Below are 19,218 nucleotides of genomic sequence, written 5' to 3'. Positions count from 1 at the left end.
AGAATGTAATATCTCCCTTAAAGACCAATTCCTTCATACCAGTTGAGCCGTTGTTTATTGAGCATCCGCCGACCATCGACGACCAGGGGTTGCGGATTGAGCGGTTCTAATAACTGGGGTAGAGCTTTAAATTCTGCCCAACGAGTTAATACCAAAATTGCCTGAACCTCGGCGATCGCCTCTGGCAGCGACTCACAAAACTCAACCCCTGCATTAGGAAACAGTTTCTTGGCTTCACGAGTGGCGATCGGGTCGTAGGTTTTAATTTTGGCACCCTGCTTTAACAATGCCTGAAGAATCGGAATGGCAGGCGATTCGCGCATATCGTCGGTGCCCGGTTTGAAGGCTAGACCCAATACCGCTACCCTGACTGCATCGAGATTGGGGAAATGTTTGTGCAACAGATCCATCACCTTAGCAGGCTGGTCTTTGTTGACCTCAATCACCGCTTCTAATAAGCGCATAGGATTCCCTTTTTGGGCACCGTAGGAGTTCAGCGCTTTGACATCTTTGGGAAAGCAACTGCCGCCAAAGCCACACCCCGCTTCAATATAGGTCGTGAATGAGGGAATGATGCGATCGCCATTGGCTAAAATCGGTGTCAACCGTTTGTCTAAATGCACCCCCCGCATGACTTCTACCACATCGACCTGACCGACAGCGGCACAGAGATTGCCGATCTCGTTGGCAAAAGAGATCATCGTTGCCAGGAGAGAATTGGCAGTGTATTTGATCATCTCAGCCGTTTTGCAGTTGGTTTCCAACGTATCGATGCCGGGAAACACCGCATACATCTGCCGCAACAGACTGCGACTCTGCTCATCAATACCGCCCCAAACAATGCGATCGGGAAACATGAAATCTTTGATGGCTTCGCCTTCTTTAAGGAATTCCGGATTCATGCCCACGCCAAAATCCACTCCAGCTTTTTTGCCCGATGCTGCTTCTAAAATCGGCAGCACCACGTCATCGGTGGTACCGGGAACAACGGTGCTTTTTACGACTACGAGATGATAGGACGGTTTATCCTTCAGCACGGTACCGATCTGGTGGGCGACTTCTTTGATGTAGCGCAGGTCGATCTCATTGCCATCAAAGGGCGTACCCACAGCGATTAACGATAGGTCTGACTGCAATACAGCTTGACGCAAATCGGTTGTCGCGGTTAGAGCCTGTCCAATATTCTTTTTCAGCAGGTCTTCCAGGCCTTCTTCAAAGATGGGCGGTATGCCTTGATTGATGCGGCTTACCTTTGCCGGGTCAATATCCACACAGGTGACATGATGTCCTTTTTCTGCCAGACAAACTCCCGATACTAGCCCCACGTAGCCCGTACCCACGACCGAAACTTTCATCTAAGCATCCTCCGCTTCGCGATTATCTTGATACCAGATCAGGGCGCGTTTTAGTCCTTCGTCTAAGCTGATGCTGGGGTCATAGCCCAGGTCAGTTTTTGCTTTGGCAATAATCGGGCAGCGGCGATTGGGGTTGTCTACCAGATAGTCTTTGTCGGCACTGGTCTGACGAACCACTTTGCCCTGATAGCCAAATAGTTCTGTTGCCAGTTCCACCACCTTATCTGCTAGCGTCGCCATGGAAATTTCTGGCGTTTCCACCCCGATGTTGTAGGCTTCTCCGGGATGTCCGTTGACCAAGATTTTGTAGTAGCCAACGATCGCATCGGCGATATAGCAGAAGGTACGAGTCGGAGACCCATCGGACAGCATGACGATATCCCGTCCGGACAGCACATCCCGCGCATAATCGGGTAAGACACGGCGATCGCTAATTTTCAGCCCCGGTCCATAGTTATTGAACGGACGAGCTATTTTGATCGGCAGCTCATACTGTTGGGCGAAATTGACGCAGAGCGTTTCACCATAGCGCTTGGACTCGTCATAACAGGCTCTTGGACCCGTACAAGAGACATTACCGCGATAGGTTTCTGGGGTCGGAATATGGTCGGGCGTCGGATCGCCATAAATCTCACTGGTGGAATAAAACAAAAAGCCTGCCACCGGCATTCCCTTTTGCTGTTGCTGCCGACAATATTCCAGCAAATAGCGCAACCCGTTGACATTGGCATCCATTGTCTCGATCGGATATTTGCGGTAATAAATCGGAGAGGCAATAGAAGCGGCGTGAATGATGTATTGAAAATCACCCATGTCTGCTGGCAGAGGATGGGTAATGTCGTGTTTGACCAGAGTCAGGGCGGGATTATCTTGAAGACGGGTCAACCAGTCGGGAATGCCGCGAATGTAGTTGTCATAAATGGTGAGTTGAATCTGCTGTGTTGGTTCGGTGTGGAGGGTATTCCAATGCAGAATCGATTGCACCAGATAATAGCCTAAGAACCCTGCTCCTCCAGTAATCAGTAATCTCTTTCCGGCAATGCAGCTAAATTCCTGCGTCAGGTTGCCGCAAATATAATTCAAATCAATATCGATCACATCTTGAGCCGTTTTCATAGGAATTTGGAGTTGTTGGCTGTTAGTTGTTGGCTGTTAGCTGTTAGCTGTTAGCTGTTAGCTGTTAGCTGTTAGCTGTTAGAGGGTGTTTGAAAGGTGGTCGGTTGTGATTTTCGACATCGGCTGATCCCCCCTAGCCCCCCTTCAAAAGGGGGGAACTGGTTCTAAAGTCCCCCTTTTGAAGGGGGATTTAGGGGGATCTGAAACAGGTTGCTACCAACAGTAGGACTTTAAAACACCCTCTTAGCTGTTGGCTTTTAGCTGTTAGCTTTTAGCTGTTGGCTTTTAGCTAATAGCTGTTAGCTGTTAGCTAATAGCTGTTAGCTGTTAGCTGTTAATCGGTTCACCATAGCGGATGGCTCGATACATTTTGTAAGGCAGGGGTAGCCAGTCTTTGGAGGCATAGCGCAAGCCAAAGCTAGAGAGGTAGTAGGAATACGACCAAAGCGCCAGTTGAGCTTTCTCAAGGGGGGATAGGGCTGAGTTTTGGATCGTGCCCTGCAACCATAGTTCTCTTGCCCACCAGGGACTGCGTTCTGCCAATGTGTTTTCTAGCAATAAGGCTCTTGCCGCAGATTTATTGCTGCGGGACATGCCACCCGGACGCGATCGCATCAATGGTTCAGGAATCGTATAAAACTCTCCTGCCAATGCTAGTCGAGCTAGCAAAATGTGATCCCAGGGCAACACCAGAATGGCAGACATGGCTTGAGTCAGCGCCCTGCGTTTCATCACCCCGTAAATCAAATCCCCGATCGCTGCCTGTTCGGTAAAAATAGATGAGAGATACCTTTGATAGCGTGTGGTAGCAGGCAACCCTACGGTTGTGCAACCCTGATCGACCTTAATCACCGTGCCCGTTTTGGGATCAACCAATTCGGAATAGGAATTAACAATCACCAGTTGATCCGATGTTTGAAAGGCATCTACGCAACTGGCGATAAAGCTGGGAGAGCGATCGTCATCGTCTGCTGCCCAGGCAAAATAGTCTCCCTGAGCTGCATCCAGAACCGCTTTGAAATTAAAAAACTGACCGACGTTTTTCGCTTGCCGGATATAACGAATTCGCCCATCGGTTGCCATAAATTCGCGCACCACGGCCTCAACATCACCCGTTGGAGAACAGTTGTCGGAGACAATGATTTCGAGATGGGGATAGGTTTGGCGGACGACGCACTCTAGCGTCCGGCGTAACCCTTCCGGGCGGTTATAGGTGGGAATGCCCACACTCACTAACGGTTGGTCAGTCATTGGCGATCGCTCCTGTCTCGACGCGCTGCACACAAGCATGACTTCAAAGCGTGGGGAATGGGCAGATCACTCACGCTTCGAAGTGGGTTTAACCGACCGATGCCGGAACTTTAGGAGAGAAATAGGCATTTTGCTCTGCCCGAAGTTTGTGAGCCAATCGATCCTTTGGCAATTCCACATCGTCGTAGGTCAACACCTGATCTTTGGGCACATCTCGCTTCAGCCGACAGCCTTCGGCTAAGCCCATAGGCAGCAAGTTTTGGGCAGTGACGACATCAGCATTTTCACATTGACCGTAGGTGAGATAGCCACCCAACCCGTCGAGTGTGCCCCCTGTTTTCAGATCGACTTTTGCTGTCGTGATCACATCCACCACGGGCCCCGCCAGCGGTGCAATCACTACATCGTTGAATAAGACGGCGCGGGCAGCCGATAATGGAACTTCAAAAATTGTCAGGTGATAGGGAACGTAGAAGCTATAGAGAGGGCCTTCGCCTAATTTGCCGTAGTTGAGGTAGTGGGCTTGTTTGGGATCATCTTGGGTGGCGAACACAAAGACACCGGGACTGGGTTGGGCACCCACGACATAGTCCACAATTCCGCCCAGCGACTTGAGCTGATCGATGTCATACATTTTGGTCATTTCGTCTACATGACCTTTGTAGTCGTAGCCCAACATGCCGCGTTGAGCAACTTTCATTCCTGTAGCGTTGGCAACGATCGCCTGTTCAAAGGAAATTTTGGTACCGTCAGCAAAACTCGTCACCATGTGAGGCGTCTGACCCCACTGGCGCGCAAAGCTTTCCTGGGTGGTGGGGTTGCGGTAGCGATCTTGTAAGCCTTTGATGTTGCCGCAAACCAGAGGGGTTAAACCGATGCTTTTAACAAAGCGGTAGAGGTTCATTTGCACACCGGGCTGGTCACCGTCGCAGCCAGTGAGAATGACGCCTGCCTGGTCGGCATAGACTTTCAGGATGGGACCGACGGTCGCATCCAGTTCGGCATTCATTAGCACCATATGTTTACGATGGGCGATCGCCTGCATCGTCACCTGTGCGCCAAATTCCACATGCCCGGTCGATTCAATCAAGACATCGATGCCCTCTGCCTGACACAGCAACTCGGCATCATCGGTAATAGCGTAATGACCCTGGGCGATCGCATGTTCCAGTTGAGCCACCGTACTCGCGATTTGGATGGTTTCAATCCCGGCTTCAACATAGGCTTGCTTCGCGGATGCCAGCGTGCGATTGGCAATGGCAACCAATTTCATCCCCGGAATGTAATTCGTAATTTGATTGGCAATGCCGCGACCCATAAAACCTGCGCCAATCAAGCCAACCCGAACTGGATTTCCGGCGTCTTGCCTTGCTTTGAGAGCAGTATCAACAATGATCATGAATGAACCTCTGCGGTGGGTGACTCAAAAAACGACCAGGATAAATCTTTAGACGAAATTTCGCTGACAGGCAGGGGCCAGTCGATGTGAAATGCTGGATCATCGTAGCGAATGCCACGCTCGCACCCTGGGGTATAAAACTCGCTGACCATATACAACGCTTCTGAACCATCACTTAAGGCTTGATAGCCATGGGCAAATAATTCAGGAATATAGAGTGCCCGACGATTTTGGGCAGATAGTTCCACACCTACATGCTGGAGGTAGGTGGGAGACTGGGGACGCAGATCGATAATGACGTGGTAGTTTGCTCCCTGAATGCAGCGAAATAGCTTGGCTTCAGCCGCAGGTAACACCTGATAATGCATGCCCCGCAGGGTGCCTTTTTGATGGTTCAACGAAAAGTTGCATTGCGCCGTGGTTGGTTTTAAGCCATGGGCTGCAAATTCTTGAGTGCAAAAGGTGCGGGCAAACAAGCCGCGAGAGTCGGCATGAGGTTCCAGATCGATGATGAATGCACCGTTCAGTTGAGTTTCTGTAAATTTCATCTCGACCTCCCGCTCCAACAACCGACTTGCCCCGGCTGATGTTGTCTTGCCATAACTATCGCCTTCACCATTTCTTCCAGGGCGCTTCGCCACTTTTCCACAGATCTTCTAGATAGTGCTTGTCGCGCAGCGTATCCATCGGTTGCCAAAATCCCGTATGGCGATAGGCTGCCAGGTGTTCCATTTGCGCTAACTTTTCCAGGGGTTCCTGTTCCCAGACAGTGGCATCTCCGGCGATGAAGTCAAGCACCTGAGGTTCCAAAACAAAATAGCCCCCATTCACCCAGGCTCCGTCACCATCTCGTTTCTCGCGGAAGTGGGCAATTTTGGTTTGCTCATGTGCCAGAGCGATCGCCCCAAATCGTCCCGGTGGCTGCACTGCCGTTAGCGTCGCAAAGGCACCTTGCTGCTTGTGAAACTCGACTAGCTCGCCAATGTTGACATCGCAGACGCCGTCTCCGTAGGTAAAGCAAAAGGTTTCATTACCGATATAGTCTCTCACCCGCTTCAGCCGTCCGCCGGTCATGGTTGATTCACCCGTTTCCACCAACGTTACTTGCCAGGGTTCGGCATAACCATTGTGGACGCTCATCTGGTTGTAACGCATATCAAATGTGACATCTGACATCCGCAGAAAATAGTTAGCGAAATATTCTTTAATGACGTACCCTTTATAGCCACAGCAAATAATAAATTCATTAATGCCATAAGCCGAATAGGTTTTCATGATGTGCCATAGAATTGGCTGACCACCAATTTCGACCATCGGTTTGGGCTTAATGGTTGTTTCTTCACTGAGGCGAGTTCCATATCCTCCAGCAAGAATTACCGCTTTCATGCAGTTACCTCATCAGCGTATATATGGCGATCCAGTTTGGAGGCAAACCCATTTGAACTGGGTTATTGTTGGGTCACGACTGAGTTTTTAAATCTACAGCTAGATTAACAGATCCTCTAATATTGTCTCGTAAAGAGACAATGAATAAAAAATTTTTTGCATGAAGTTATACGAAGATTCAACTAACTACTGAATTGATGGTTGTAGCCAATTTTACTGGATACAAATAGGCGATTTCATTCTGACTGTTATCACATAGTCTGACACTCAGTGATTGGAAAACAAAAGCTCTGGTGCCGGTATCCTAATGGCGATCGCTTAATGTGTGCTGAGATTCGGTTCAGCTGTTCCTGCCCAAGTTCTATCAAACCCTCCTACAGAAAAGGGAACTTTCCAACACTTTAAATAGTCCACGATTTTGGGTTCAATATACTTTTTAGGAATGAAATCAATTAGAAATAATTTGAGCCGCTTATCCCAATAACACAGGTGATAGTTCCAGCTGGGAATGCGATCGCGATCGCGATTTTGAATGTTGACAAATAGCCAAATATTTTGATTGGATTTGATACTTTTTAGCCCGTTGAGAATGGCTTGCCGAGATTGGCGATCGCGTTTGATGTACCATTGCATCCAATAGGGCATATAGCGGATTAAATCGGAGGCTTGATAATCGGTAAATGCCTGAAGTTTACTGGAAGAAATCACTTTAAATTTGTGTCGTCTGACCCAACGAATATATTCAAAATCACCCCCATGATGGGGAAACTTTTGTACATTGGGATATCCAGCTTTCTCAATCACTGCTTTAGGAATCACGACAATATTTCCAGACAGCGTATAGGCTTCTAGCTCAGGTGCGTAGGCATAACAGCGCATGTCACGAATCGGTTGCCCCTGACTAATGCCGCTATACACCACCCAGTTGGGATAGGTTTGATCTCGAACAATACCCCCCACCACCGATGTTTCATAGGCAGACGAACGGCACAGGGTCAGCAAATCTGCCATAAAACTGGCGGACAGCGAAATATCATCATTCAACCAGACCACATAATCTGCCTGAAAGTGATGCATTGCATATTTCATGCCTTCGACAATGGCACCCGTCCACCACAGCGACCCATCTCCTTGCAGCACCACTGCTCTGGGAAATTCGTGCTGAATTAAGTCTTTCGTGCCGTCGGTTGAGCCATCATCCACCACGATGGTCAACACCTCATCCGCAAACTCATCCATAGGCGATCGCGATGGGGCAGATGAATTTACCCCTTCAACCTGCACCTCTGAGTGGAGTTGGTCTAACTGCCCATAAATTTGAGCCAGGATATTTTGCGTAAACGCTTTGCGATTGTGTACCGGAATAATAATGCAAACTTTAACCATCAGACGTCCTACATTCTGGCTATCCAAGATTCATCCCAAACCGGGGTAGATGCATGTGATGGCTAGATTCAACGCTGTTTTTGTCTATCTGAGGTGACGCTCAGGAAGGGAAATTAAATAACGTCGATGATGTGTTGTACGGGCGAACGGTTCGTTCGCCCCTGCAAACGATTCAATAGTCGATCTGATTTAATCCACGATCCTTAGCCCCAGACCACAAGAGACCGATATCTCCACAGCCCAAGCCTTCTCAATCTGAGCTTTAACAAGTATTCAACGGTTACGGGAATGTAATTCACCCGTTAGCTTAATCCTGACAGGGACCTAAACTCACGTCAGAAAAGAGTGCGTTTGCTTTGGCGTTGGGCTGGAGGCTGACGGGCTTGAGCAGGTTCAAAATACGCTTTTTTAGCAAGAAAAATGGGCTAATTAAGCTACAGCGATAAAGTTCTAATTCACAAGCTGTGATCAATGGCTGTGGATCAGCACTCTGGCTTTTTTGCCAACGCTGTAAAAACCGCACGCTATCTACCAACAGATACGCAACAAACGCAAACGGTCGTTTCCAGGGTTTGGTACTCAGCATCCGAATCCGATGGCGGCTCAAGCCCACACATCGATAGAGCGACACCAGATAGTCTTGTTCAAATCGCCATTTGGGAATTTTGTGGTAAACCTCCATCGTCGGGTTATACCAAATTTCCCAACCCGCATTTTGAATATGCAGCATTGCCTCTAAATCTTCACTGGCAAGACCTGCATCTTTTCCCTGATTATTCAGCACTAAATGCTCAGGCACGCACTCTAGCCAAACCTGCTTCTGTACAACCACTCCCGCACCGGGCGGCAATATTTTCTTGCGCGGTTCATAGAGGTGAGGTTTGGCACCCCGCTCAATAATTGCCAGGAAGGGCGCAATTTTTTTGAAGTTAGGGGGTGGCGGAACTTCAAAATCACCATGAATCTGACTGCCGATCGCACCTGCTTGAGGATGAGCTGCGGCAAAGGCAATGGCGGCAGCAACCCAGTTAGACGTCGGCACATTATCGTCATCTAAAAAACCAATCCACTGACCACGTGCTTCTGTCGCTGCCAAATGTCTGGCATACGCCGCACCTTGTCTGGGTTCTTTGATATATCTCAAGGGAAAAGGATGATGCCAGGTCTCTTGATAGTGCCTAACCAGATCAGCGGTTCCGTCATTGCTATTGTTATCAACGACGATAATCTCCCAGTTAATCTGAGCAATACCGTCTTGCGATCGCAATCGATCTAAAACATCAGGAAGCCGTTTCTCGCCATTGTAAGTGGGAATAGCGACAGTGAAATCAATCATAGGAGTTCAGAGCCAAGGCGTGCAAAGCAAAGAAACATTGAGCCAGCAGTTCATAATAAATAAGTTGTCAAGGAATTAAAAATATCTTGCTCCCAAGACGAACAAGACACCTATAACCCTTAGACAGATTTTGAATACAGCGCATTCACATGAATGAGGTGCAAAAGGGTATGGGGCTTCGCCCCCGGTCAGGGGTTTTATCCCTGCACCCTGCTTTTTGGACCTCGTCCCCTAAGAAAGTGCTGCATTTCTTAATAAAAGACTCGTACTTACTCACTAGAATACTGGAAGCTCTAGTTAGTTCCACGGAATAGCCAACTACTGCATCCTAGCCGCGAAACCCTTGATTTTGCTGCTCTCTCCAGCGCATCTTAATCCATTCTTCACAAAAAACTCACAAATACAGGCTCAATTGTGAAGACTGTATCATTCATCACGAGCAATGAGTAGTTAAAATTACGTAAGTGGGAAGTGCCTGATTATTCGCCTTGCGGGTTGCCCCACGCATCGACAGATGCCAGAAGATGGAGTAAGCGATTGCTATCATCTAAATCGCCCACCATTCGCCGCACGGGCAATGGCCAAATTTTTACCAGAGTGGGGGTTGCCGTAATTTGATCGGCTTCTGCAAGTTCGGGGTGTTTGCGGATATCCACCACTTTCAGCGTGTAGGGTTGCTCCAAAGCTTGTTCTAGTAAGCGATGTAAATTACGCAAAATATGTTCCGTGGCAGGGCTGGTACTCGACACAAATAAGCGTAAGACATAGCCCTGTGACTCTGGCTTGGCATTCAGAGGCGTCCACGATAACGTCGATCGCCCGGTATCATGCGATCGCGCATCTAATTTCAGTTCTTTAAATCGCATCACCAACTCGTGCTCTTCCCAGAGCTGCGGAAAGCGCGTCCGATAATTCGATAGCATGATCGGGTCATAGAGTTCCGCCGGCCCCGGTGTCATCCGCCAAACCACATCGCCTGTCTCAAAGACCGCATTCAACAACGACTGATATCTTAAAACGGCGGGTCCCGCTTCGGCATAGGTTTGCAGTTGTTGCGTCTTAGCATCGACCCAGCGGTCAACGGTCGCCGTATAACAGGGCACCAGAAAATGAGGCGGTTCTGGCAACCCCAATAGTTCTTGTAAGGCAATACACAGTTGTAAGTGCCACCGAGTTTGTTTGTCTGGATCGATACAGTAAACCAGGTCGCCTGCGGGAGTAAACAGAGCAATGCCCTTAAATGACTCTGAGTTGCGTGTTTCAGAACGTGGACTGGCGCTATATCGCATAACAAACACCCGACAGAATAATGTTGGTTGGGTGTGCCCGGATCGGGCATACCCAACCAACATTGCAGATAGGCTCTAAACCCGACCTCTGAGAATTTGTGCCATTTCGTTGGTTTTGGGTGAATGTTCTAAAGCGGTTTCTTCAGTAATTCGCCCTGCCTCATACAACTTGTAGAGAGACTGGTTCATGGTACACATGCCGTCAAAGGTGCATCGCGGAATTAATGCTTCCACTTCGTCTAGATCGCCCTTACGGATGTAATCTCGAATCGCATCCGTATTGATTAGAATGTCATGGAAGGCAGCCCGTTTACCATCGGTAGTACGGCATAACCCCTGAGCAATAACGGCGACTAATGACTCGGCGATCGCCACCCGCATCGGTTCTTGCTGATCCGGTGGATACAGGTTCAAAATCCGTTCGACCGTTTTGACTGCACTGTTGGTGTGCAGGGTGCCCATGACCAGGTGACCTGTTTGGGCAGCTTTTAGTGCTGTGTTGACGGTTTCTTTATCCCGCATTTCACCCACCAGAATCACATCCGGGTCTTCCCGCAACGATGCCTTCAGGGCATTGTCAAACTTGAGGGTGTGCATCCCGACTTCCCGCTGTTTGATCAAGCACTTGCGGCTGACATGGACAAATTCAATTGGGTCTTCAATGGTGATGAGATTCTTTGCCATCTCTTTGTTCATGTAATCCACCATGGCAGCCAGAGTGGTGGATTTACCAGACCCCGTCGGACCCGTCACCAAAATGAGACCTTTGTGATAATGACAGATATCTTTGAAAACGGGTGGCAGATTCAGCTGCTCAAGGGTCAAGATTTTCAGCGGAATGAGTCGCAACACCATCGAAGGACCCCGCAGGCTGTCGAAGATGTTGATCCGAACTCGGGCAAAGTCGTACTGGGCAGCTCCGTCAAAATCAAGATTTTCCTTAAATCGCTGAATCTCGGCATCTGACATCAGTTCCTGTAGCCAGCTAAAAAAGGTCGCTTCGTCGGTGACAGGATATTCGGTCGTATCAATTTCACCTCGATTCCGGAATCGTGGCTTCTCGCCGACGCCAGCGTGAACGTCTGAGAACCCTTTGTCGTATGCCTCTTTAATCAGTTGCGCCATGGTTGGCGACCCCGGACTGGGCTTGCTACGTGCCGAGCTTTTCAGCGGGGGGGGTGACGTGGGGCGATGACCCGGAGGTGGAGCCGCAGGGGCAGACGCAGGTTTTCCTGCCACCGCACCACTCGGTGCCGCAGACTTAGCGGTGTTGGTCGCCGTATTGGGGTTCACCATGGTAGCGGGTGGCATTGCCATGGTTGGCTGACCCATTTGTTGAGTGCTACCAGGGGGCGGGGTCGCGCCTGCTCTACCCGGTGGCGGTGGCGGTGGAACACGGGGATTGGAGGGTGGTGAAGGCGGACGTTGTGCGTCTGTCATAAGCCAGTTAGGGGTGAAAGAGCATTAAAAGTGGCGAAGCTTGGGGCAGTCTAATTCAGGAAAACAATAACTGTAGAGATACAACAACTCAGGTAAGGATCACAGACTCATTAACCTGTAATTCTTCTATAAAAGAGCAAGGGCGGAGCCGCTGCTCTCGCAACAAGAATTTGGTTTACTAAAGCCACGATCCTAATCATGAAAGACCCCAATTAACTAGTTATAAAAGGGTTTTTCTGGTGTGGAGCAAGAACTTAAATAATAACGGTCTGAATCAACCCGGCTGTGGAATTTGGAAGATGCCCAACGGGATAAACCAGTGTTGCAAATCAGCAGGGATAGATTAGCTTCTAGATTAGCGTAAGACATTGCTCGTTATACCCATTTTGCATCAGTCCGAAATGTGTCTTGAGCGGCTCAGCGTTACTAAACTGCCAAATCCATACATTTCCAAGGATACCGATCCATTAACCTGGATGTTTTTTAAGAGAGCGACGGCGCAGCCGTCGCTCTCTTAAAAAAACATGGACTTTGTACCATTCCCCGATCCTGAGTTGAAGGGAGGCATAACCTGAGATCGAGTTTGCCCAAAACCGTGCGATCGCTATCAAATCCACTGCCAATCCAAAAGGTGACGGCTAACACAACAGATCTTTACGGTTCACCCCAATTCGGAAAACCTGCGAAGTTTCTAAACTGGGAACATCAGCAGAAAAGATTCACCCAATTTTTCTGACCGTCAATAAGGCTCTGATGTCTGAGACGCGGCTTTTAAACAGCAGCGCGGAATAATCAGCAGGCAGAACCAGTCTCACCTTGTCCGTTCATCTCGTCTGTTAAAGAAATTGATTGGTCACCCTAAAAACACCTGGATGTTTTGAATCCATTGGCTTTCACTTCTCATTCTAAGCGGAAACCGACCCATCCTTGGTTCGGTAAATACCACTTCATGAGAAGGGTGAAAGATACGCAGTATATAGAGTGATACTGCATTGCAAAAACTGTTAGGAGGGTCTGGGGGTTTTCCCCCTTCTCCACCGAGGGAAGTGTAAGCCCTAAGAGAAAAGTTACTTAAGTGCCAGACCTGTAGTAGAACCGGAGCAAAATAAATATGGCAAAAGTTGTTGGAATTGATTTGGGTACGACTAACTCTTGTGTGGCAGTGATGGAAGGGGGCAAGCCCACTGTAATTGCCAATGCAGAAGGTTTTCGCACAACCCCATCAGTCGTCGCTTACGCGAAGAATGGCGATCGCCTGGTTGGTCAAATTGCCAAGCGTCAGGCTGTGATGAACCCTGAAAATACGTTTTACTCTGTAAAGCGGTTTATCGGTCGTCGGTTTGACGAAATTACCCATGAAGCAACCGAAGTTGCTTACAAGGTGCTGAATGTTAACGGCAACGTTAAAATCGATTGCCCGTCTGCGGGTAAACAATATGCCCCAGAAGAAATTTCTGCTCAGGTGCTGCGCAAACTCGTGGAAGACGCCAGCAAATACCTGGGTGAAACCGTTACCCAAGCGGTGATCACGGTACCCGCTTACTTCAATGACTCGCAACGGCAAGCCACTAAAGACGCCGGAAAAATTGCTGGGGTTGAAGTTCTGCGGATTATCAACGAACCAACCGCCGCATCGCTTGCCTATGGCTTGGATAAAAAGTCTAACGAAACCGTTCTTGTGTTTGACTTAGGGGGCGGTACCTTTGACGTCTCCATTCTAGAAGTCGGCGATGGCGTGTTTGAAGTGTTGGCAACGTCAGGAGACACCCACCTGGGTGGAGACGACTTTGACAAGAAGATCGTGGACTTTTTGGCAGAAGAGTTTCGTCGCACCGAAGGCATTGACCTGCGCAAAGACAAGCAGGCACTGCAACGTCTGACCGAAGCGGCTGAAAAAGCCAAGATCGAACTCTCCAGCGTCACCCAAGCTGAAATCAACCTGCCCTTTATCACCGCAACGCAGGATGGACCGAAGCACCTGGATATGACTCTGACTCGTGCCAAGTTTGAAGAACTGTGTGCCGATCTGATCGATCGCTGCCGTATCCCTGTAGAAAACGCACTGCGCGATGCCAAGCTGTCGAAAGAAAATATCGACGAAGTGGTTCTGGTGGGCGGTTCTACCCGGACTCCAGCCGTACAAGAACTGGTGAAGCGAGTATTGGGCAAAGATCCCAACCAGACGGTTAACCCCGATGAAGTGGTTGCGGTCGGTGCTGCGATTCAAGCCGGTGTATTGGCTGGCGAAGTCAAAGACATCTTGCTGCTCGATGTCAGCTCGCTGTCGTTAGGGGTAGAAACCCTGGGTGGCGTGATGACAAAAATCATCCCTCGCAACACTACAATTCCGACCAAAAAATCGGAAGTCTTCTCCACAGCTGCGGATGGACAGACGAATGTGGAAATCAAGGTGCTCCAGGGTGAGCGCGAGATGGCAGACGACAATAAGAGTCTGGGAACCTTCCGTCTCGATGGGATTCCACCGGCACCTCGTGGTGTCCCCCAAATCGAAGTGACCTTTGACATCGACGCCAACGGAATTTTGAACGTCCGGGCAAAAGATAAAGGCACGGGTAAGGAGCAGTCCATCAGTATTGCTGGCGCATCTACCTTGCCATCGGATGAAGTTGAGCGGATGGTGAGAGAAGCCGAAGCCAATGCTAACTCTGACAAAGAACGGCGCGAGCGGATCGACCTGAAGAACCAGGCAGACTCGCTGGCTTACCAGGCGGAGAAGCAACTCAGCGACCTTGGTGATAAGGTGCCGGGTGCTGACAAGACCAAGGTTGAAGGGTTGGTGAAAGATCTGAGAGAGGCGATCGCCCAGGATAATTTCGATCAGATCAAATCACTCTCTACCGAACTTCAGCAAGTGCTCTATAGCATCAGCAGCAATCTCTATCAAGGCAATGGAGATGGCGGCGCACCATCCGATAGCGATGGCAGTGCAGGCGGTGGCAGCAGTGCCCCTCCGAGCGAAGATGACGTGATCGACGCTGAGTTTTCGGAAACGAAGTAGTGGATCGATGCGGGTTGCCGTGAGCAACTCTCCTACCTACAGGTCAGTTAAGTGAATGATAGGGATGGTGAGAACTGAATGTTCTTGCCATCCCTATTTCTATAGTGGGTCTCGATTAGGATCGGGGATCGAATAAAACCTAAATCTGTTTGGGAGAGCGACGGCGGAGCCGTCGCTCTCCCAAACAGATTTACAGGGTAATGAGTTTGTGGTCTTTAGCATAGAGCCTGCGGTACCCGCCCAATACCAATAGCCAGAGAATCACGGCTAACCAGTGGATGAAAACGGGCAACCACACCGATCCGGTTTTCAGGTAGGCGAGGGTACAGGAACTGCCCAACATGGCAGCGAGTAACAGAAAGCTAGGCTGAGTAAACGTCGATTTTCCCGCAGGAAAACACGTCCATGCGTTTAAGGGATGATAGAGAATAAAGAGAATCAGCCCGAAACCTGCCCATAACCAGAGGCGACCTGAACTCATCGCTTCATTCGGATGGGGCAGCAGGATCACGCGAAACACGATCTCTTCTAAAAGCGCAGGCATAACCAACGAAACGGCGATCGCCTGTCTTATCATAGACCGAGAGCGGACGGGATCAAGATGCAGAAACCGCAGTGCCAGACCAATCGGTAAAATCAGAACGGCGATCAGGATAGCGAGGCTGATCGATGGCCAGGTTTGTGCCCAATCGGGCAGGGTGGCGATCGCCCAGAGCAGACGATGCAGAAGGAGTTTAACCATTGTTAGAGGATTGGTTTGGCGATCGCACAGGGGTTATCGCCACAAAACATCGCAAAGAAGACGTGATTGCCCCAATCTTGACACAGGCATTGGGAATTCAAACGGTTGTGCCTACGAATTTTGATACCGATCAATGGGGCACCTTTACCCGTGAGGTGCAGCGTCCCGGCGATCAGCGATTTACCGCAAGACTTAAAGCAGAACACGCTTTGAAGCTAACAGGCGAAACCCTGGCGATCGCCAGTGAAGGGTCGTTTGGACCCCATCCTGCCTTTCCCTACATTGCGTCTAATCGGGAGATGGTGTTGCTCCTCGATCAGACGCATCACCTGGAAGTGGTCGGGGAAGATGTATCTACGGAAACCAATTACCGTCAGCAACTTATTCGCAATCTGGCAGACGCAGAGGCATTTGCCCAAAAAGTTGGGTTTCCAGATCATGGGTTGATCGTCAGGAGTGATCCGGCAACCCCAACGGCGAGTGAGATGTTTAAAGGGATTACCACTCCAGCCGATTTAGAGATCGCCGTAGCGCAAAGTTTAGCGCGATCGCCCACGGGCAAAATCCAGATTGAAACAGATATGCGGGCACTCTACAATCCCACCCGGATGCAGGCGATCGCCCGAGCGACCCATAACCTGGTTCAAAAACTTAACCAAACTTGCCCTCGTTGTGGCTATCCCGGTTTTGATATTTGCGATCGCAAACGCGGCTTACGATGTGCCCTGTGCAACCGACCGACCTCGTTGATTGCATCGGTACTGTATCAATGCCAGCATTGTCAGCATCAGCAAGACGTGCCTTATCCCGATGGTATAAAAACGGCTGATCCTGCCCAATGTGCTTATTGCAACCCCTAATCCTCCTATTCACTGAGGGCGTTGCTGGATCGATAGCCATCCCAAACGGGCTGAGAGAGCCGCGCTTTGCGCGGCTCTCTCAGCAGCCGTATTTTTATCCATGATTCATCGCTCAGGGGGTTCACGTAGAGGGGTTCTGGAAGTACCGTAGATGAGAGCACTTGACGTGGAGAACCCCATGACCACCCCTAAAATTCTTGCTTTCGCGGGAAGTGCCCGTGAAGCATCCTTTAACCAAAAGCTTGTGAAGATTGCTGCCGAGGGGGCTAAAGCTGCTGGTGCAGATGTCACCGTCCTGAATTTTCGATCGTTGCCTATGCCGCTCTTTGATCAGGATCTGGAAGCCGCCGACGGCTTGCCGGAAAATGTCTTGAAGTTTAAGGCACTGATGAAAGCGCACCAGGGCTTTTTGATTGCCTGCCCGGAATACAACAGCTCGATTACACCCCTGCTCAAAAATGCGATCGACTGGGCATCGCGTCCTGCCCCCGGAGAACCGTCGCTTGCCTGCTTTAAAGATAAAGTGGCGGTGATTATGAGTGCCTCCCCAGGGGCGTTGGGTGGGTTACGAGGCTTGTTTCATGTTCGCTCTATCCTTAGTAGCATTGGGGTTCTGGTGCTTCCCGACCAAAAAGCAATTTCCAATGCTCATCAAGCGTTTGACGACCATGATAATTTGCTAGACGAGCAACAACGGATTGCAGTGCGCGATTTGGGAACTAAATTAGCCACAATACTCGTGAAATTGGGATAATTTCCTGTGATCTGATGGGAGCAGTGGGGACGGTGCCGATTGGGACAATATCATTGCAGAGCTAAGCAATGCCGGAGTAAGAAGGTACCCCATGTTGCAAAATTTAGTGTTTGCAACCCTAGTGCCCCAAAAAATCAACTTTGCCGATCTGCGATCGCCCTCTCTGAGATATTGTGATCAAAGGCGACGATTGTTAATGGTTGGGAAAGGGTCGCGAAGTGAGCTTTTTCTAACCATTAACAGTCGATTGCACCACCAGCAACTCTGATCACTCAACCTTAGAACACCCTTTACGCTGCGTCACAATGACTTCTGTTTGCCCCGATTTGCCTAAACACAAAAAAGCAAAAGCCCTGAAGCCCGGTAGCCGTCGTCCTGCCAAAGAACTCTGTAGTGAGTGTGGGTTATGCGACACCTACTACGTTCACTACGTCAAAGAGGCTTGTGCTTTTATTAATCAGCAAATTCCAGACTTAGAAGAACAGACTCACGGGCGATCGCGCAATTTAGACAATCCAGACGACTGGTATTTTGGCGTTGCTCAAACCATGATGGCAGCTCGTAAAACCGAGCCGATCGAGGGTGCGCAATGGACGGGCATCGTCAGCACCATTGCGATTGAAATGCTCAATCGCGGCTGGGTAGAAGGGGTCGTCTGTGTGCAAAATACGGCAGACGATCGGTTTCAACCCATGCCGGTCATTGCCCGTACTCCTGCCGAAATTTTGGCAGCACGGGTGAACAAACCTACCCTTTCACCGAATCTCTCGGTATTAGAGCAGATCGAACAATCGGGCATGAAACGCCTGCTCGTGATTGGGGTAGGGTGCCAGATCCAGGCACTCCGAGCGGTCGAAAAACAGCTCGGGCTGGAGAAACTCTACGTTTTGGGCACACCCTGTGTGGATAATGTCACCCGCGCCGGATTGCAAAAGTTTTTAGAAACCACCAGCCGGTCGCCCGATACCGTTGTCCATTACGAATTCATGCAAGATTTTAGGGTTCACTTCAAGCATGAAGACGGTTCTACCGAAACCGTTCCCTTCTTTGGCTTAAAGACCAATCAACTCAAAGATGTGTTTGCCCCCTCTTGTATGAGTTGTTTTGATTATGTTAATTCTCTAGCCGATTTAGTCGTTGGCTATATGGGCGCACCATTTGGCTGGCAATGGATTGTAGTGCGCAACGATCGCGGACAGGAAATGCTGGATCTGGCACTCGATCAGATTGAAACTCAGCCTGTGATGTCTCAAGGCGATCGCCGCAATGCGGTGCAACAAAGTATTCCTGCCTACGACAAAGGCGTCACCTTACCCATGTGGGCAGCCAAACTCATGGGTGTTGTGATCGAGAAAATTGGTCCGAAAGGATTGGAATACGCTCGTTTCTCGATCGACTCCCACTTTACCCGCAACTATCTCTATGTCAAACGGAACCACCCGCAAAAGTTAGCGGCACATGTCCCAGAGTTTGCCAAACGGATTGTCAGCCAATATAAATTGCCGGAATAAAATTATTCTTGGTTCTACAGCAATATACAAGTTGATTAAGTACAGGGGGTGCAGGGGGCGGTGCCCCCTGCGTGGGGGTTCCACCCCCACACCCCGTACTTAACCCAAACGGGTAACGCCATATAGCCTTTGCACCAACCAGATAGATTACGGATGTTGCGTGAGAGAGAGCGACGGCAAAGCCGTCGCTCTCTCAAAATTTCGATCCACAATCCCAATTCCGCTGGTAGAACCGTTCATAAAACTCTGCAACCGTGAGCCTGACATCGGGCGGCTCACGGTGAGTTTGTTAATGTCTCTACACAAGAAGTATTTCTAATCACAAACCCCTGTAAAGAATGGTGGCTTATCCTCGTATATTTAGCGACACATCC

Annotated in this window: 15 protein-coding genes; 4 read left to right on the top strand and 11 right to left on the bottom strand. The window is 49.6% G+C overall.

The genetic code is table 11. The annotated features are described in order from the left end of the window. Positions 1–17: 17 nt before the first annotated feature. The 10 genes from ACR6Z4_RS04615 to ACR6Z4_RS04570 all read right to left on the bottom strand — a co-directional run bounded on the left by ACR6Z4_RS04615 (position 18) and on the right by ACR6Z4_RS04570 (position 11,958). Positions 18–1,355: a UDP-glucose dehydrogenase family protein gene (locus ACR6Z4_RS04615; RefSeq protein ID WP_479716048.1), complete on the bottom strand. Its 1,338-nt coding sequence runs from the start codon at positions 1,353–1,355 to the stop codon at positions 18–20. Continuing rightward, positions 1,356–2,471 (bottom strand): NAD-dependent epimerase/dehydratase family protein, encoded by a 1,116-nt coding sequence (locus tag ACR6Z4_RS04610; protein ID WP_479716047.1) that lies wholly within the window; start codon positions 2,469–2,471, stop codon positions 1,356–1,358. Between the two features lie 327 nt (positions 2,472–2,798). Beyond that, the gene (locus ACR6Z4_RS04605; protein ID WP_479716046.1) at positions 2,799–3,722 is read right to left on the bottom strand and encodes a glycosyltransferase family 2 protein; all 924 of its coding nucleotides are present in this window, start codon (positions 3,720–3,722) and stop codon (positions 2,799–2,801) included. Between the two features lie 88 nt (positions 3,723–3,810). After that, positions 3,811–5,121, bottom strand: a complete 1,311-nt coding sequence (locus ACR6Z4_RS04600; protein WP_479716045.1) for an NAD(P)H-dependent oxidoreductase — start codon at positions 5,119–5,121, stop codon at positions 3,811–3,813. Next, positions 5,118–5,669 (bottom strand): dTDP-4-dehydrorhamnose 3,5-epimerase, encoded by a 552-nt coding sequence (rfbC, locus tag ACR6Z4_RS04595; protein WP_479716134.1) that lies wholly within the window; start codon positions 5,667–5,669, stop codon positions 5,118–5,120. Before rfbC ends, ACR6Z4_RS04600 begins: the two co-directional genes overlap by 4 nt. 64 nt (positions 5,670–5,733) lie before the next feature. Further along, positions 5,734–6,507, bottom strand: coding sequence for a glucose-1-phosphate cytidylyltransferase (rfbF, locus tag ACR6Z4_RS04590; RefSeq protein ID WP_479716044.1), 774 nt, complete (start codon positions 6,505–6,507; stop codon positions 5,734–5,736). Positions 6,508–6,825: 318 nt separating this feature from the next. Then, entirely contained in the window at positions 6,826–7,893 is a 1,068-nt protein-coding gene (locus ACR6Z4_RS04585; protein ID WP_479716043.1) for a glycosyltransferase family 2 protein, read from the bottom strand. Positions 7,894–8,200: 307 nt separating this feature from the next. Then, positions 8,201–9,229 (bottom strand): hormogonium polysaccharide biosynthesis glycosyltransferase HpsE, encoded by a 1,029-nt coding sequence (hpsE, locus tag ACR6Z4_RS04580; RefSeq protein ID WP_479716042.1) that lies wholly within the window; start codon positions 9,227–9,229, stop codon positions 8,201–8,203. Between the two features lie 479 nt (positions 9,230–9,708). After that, entirely contained in the window at positions 9,709–10,518 is an 810-nt protein-coding gene (locus ACR6Z4_RS04575; RefSeq protein ID WP_479716041.1) for a circadian clock KaiB family protein, read from the bottom strand. Positions 10,519–10,593: 75 nt separating this feature from the next. Continuing rightward, positions 10,594–11,958 (bottom strand): type IV pilus twitching motility protein PilT, encoded by a 1,365-nt coding sequence (locus ACR6Z4_RS04570; protein WP_479716040.1) that lies wholly within the window; start codon positions 11,956–11,958, stop codon positions 10,594–10,596. Positions 11,959–13,069: 1,111 nt separating this feature from the next. On the opposite strand from ACR6Z4_RS04570, the gene dnaK reads away from it, so the two are divergent. Further along, entirely contained in the window at positions 13,070–14,977 is a 1,908-nt protein-coding gene (dnaK, locus tag ACR6Z4_RS04565) for a molecular chaperone DnaK (RefSeq protein WP_479716039.1), read from the top strand. A gap of 190 nt (positions 14,978–15,167) precedes the next feature. Here the strand turns inward: dnaK and ACR6Z4_RS04560 are convergent, their stop codons facing one another. Next, positions 15,168–15,719 carry a CPBP family glutamic-type intramembrane protease gene (locus tag ACR6Z4_RS04560; RefSeq protein WP_479716038.1) on the bottom strand — a complete coding sequence of 184 codons (552 nt, stop codon included), beginning with the start codon at positions 15,717–15,719 and terminating at the stop codon, positions 15,168–15,170. Here ACR6Z4_RS04560 and ACR6Z4_RS04555 point away from each other — a divergent pair. The 3 genes from ACR6Z4_RS04555 to ACR6Z4_RS04545 all read left to right on the top strand — a co-directional run bounded on the left by ACR6Z4_RS04555 (position 15,719) and on the right by ACR6Z4_RS04545 (position 18,844). Further along, positions 15,719–16,579: a DUF6671 family protein gene (locus ACR6Z4_RS04555; RefSeq protein ID WP_479716037.1), complete on the top strand. Its 861-nt coding sequence runs from the start codon at positions 15,719–15,721 to the stop codon at positions 16,577–16,579. The two genes, ACR6Z4_RS04560 and ACR6Z4_RS04555, sit on opposite strands and share 1 nt — an antisense overlap. 178 nt (positions 16,580–16,757) lie before the next feature. After that, complete coding sequence (locus tag ACR6Z4_RS04550; RefSeq protein ID WP_479716036.1) at positions 16,758–17,333, top strand: NADPH-dependent FMN reductase; 576 nt, start codon at positions 16,758–16,760, stop codon at positions 17,331–17,333. 305 nt (positions 17,334–17,638) lie between these two features. Beyond that, a complete protein-coding gene (locus ACR6Z4_RS04545) occupies positions 17,639–18,844 on the top strand; it encodes a Coenzyme F420 hydrogenase/dehydrogenase, beta subunit C-terminal domain (protein WP_479716035.1) in 1,206 nt (401 codons plus the stop codon). Positions 18,845–19,218: the final 374 nt, after the last annotated feature.

The organism is Calyptranema fuscum S582, assembly GCF_055793305.1.
Note: the sequence above shows the minus strand (reverse complement) of the source record. Positions and strands in the feature narration are given on the sequence as shown.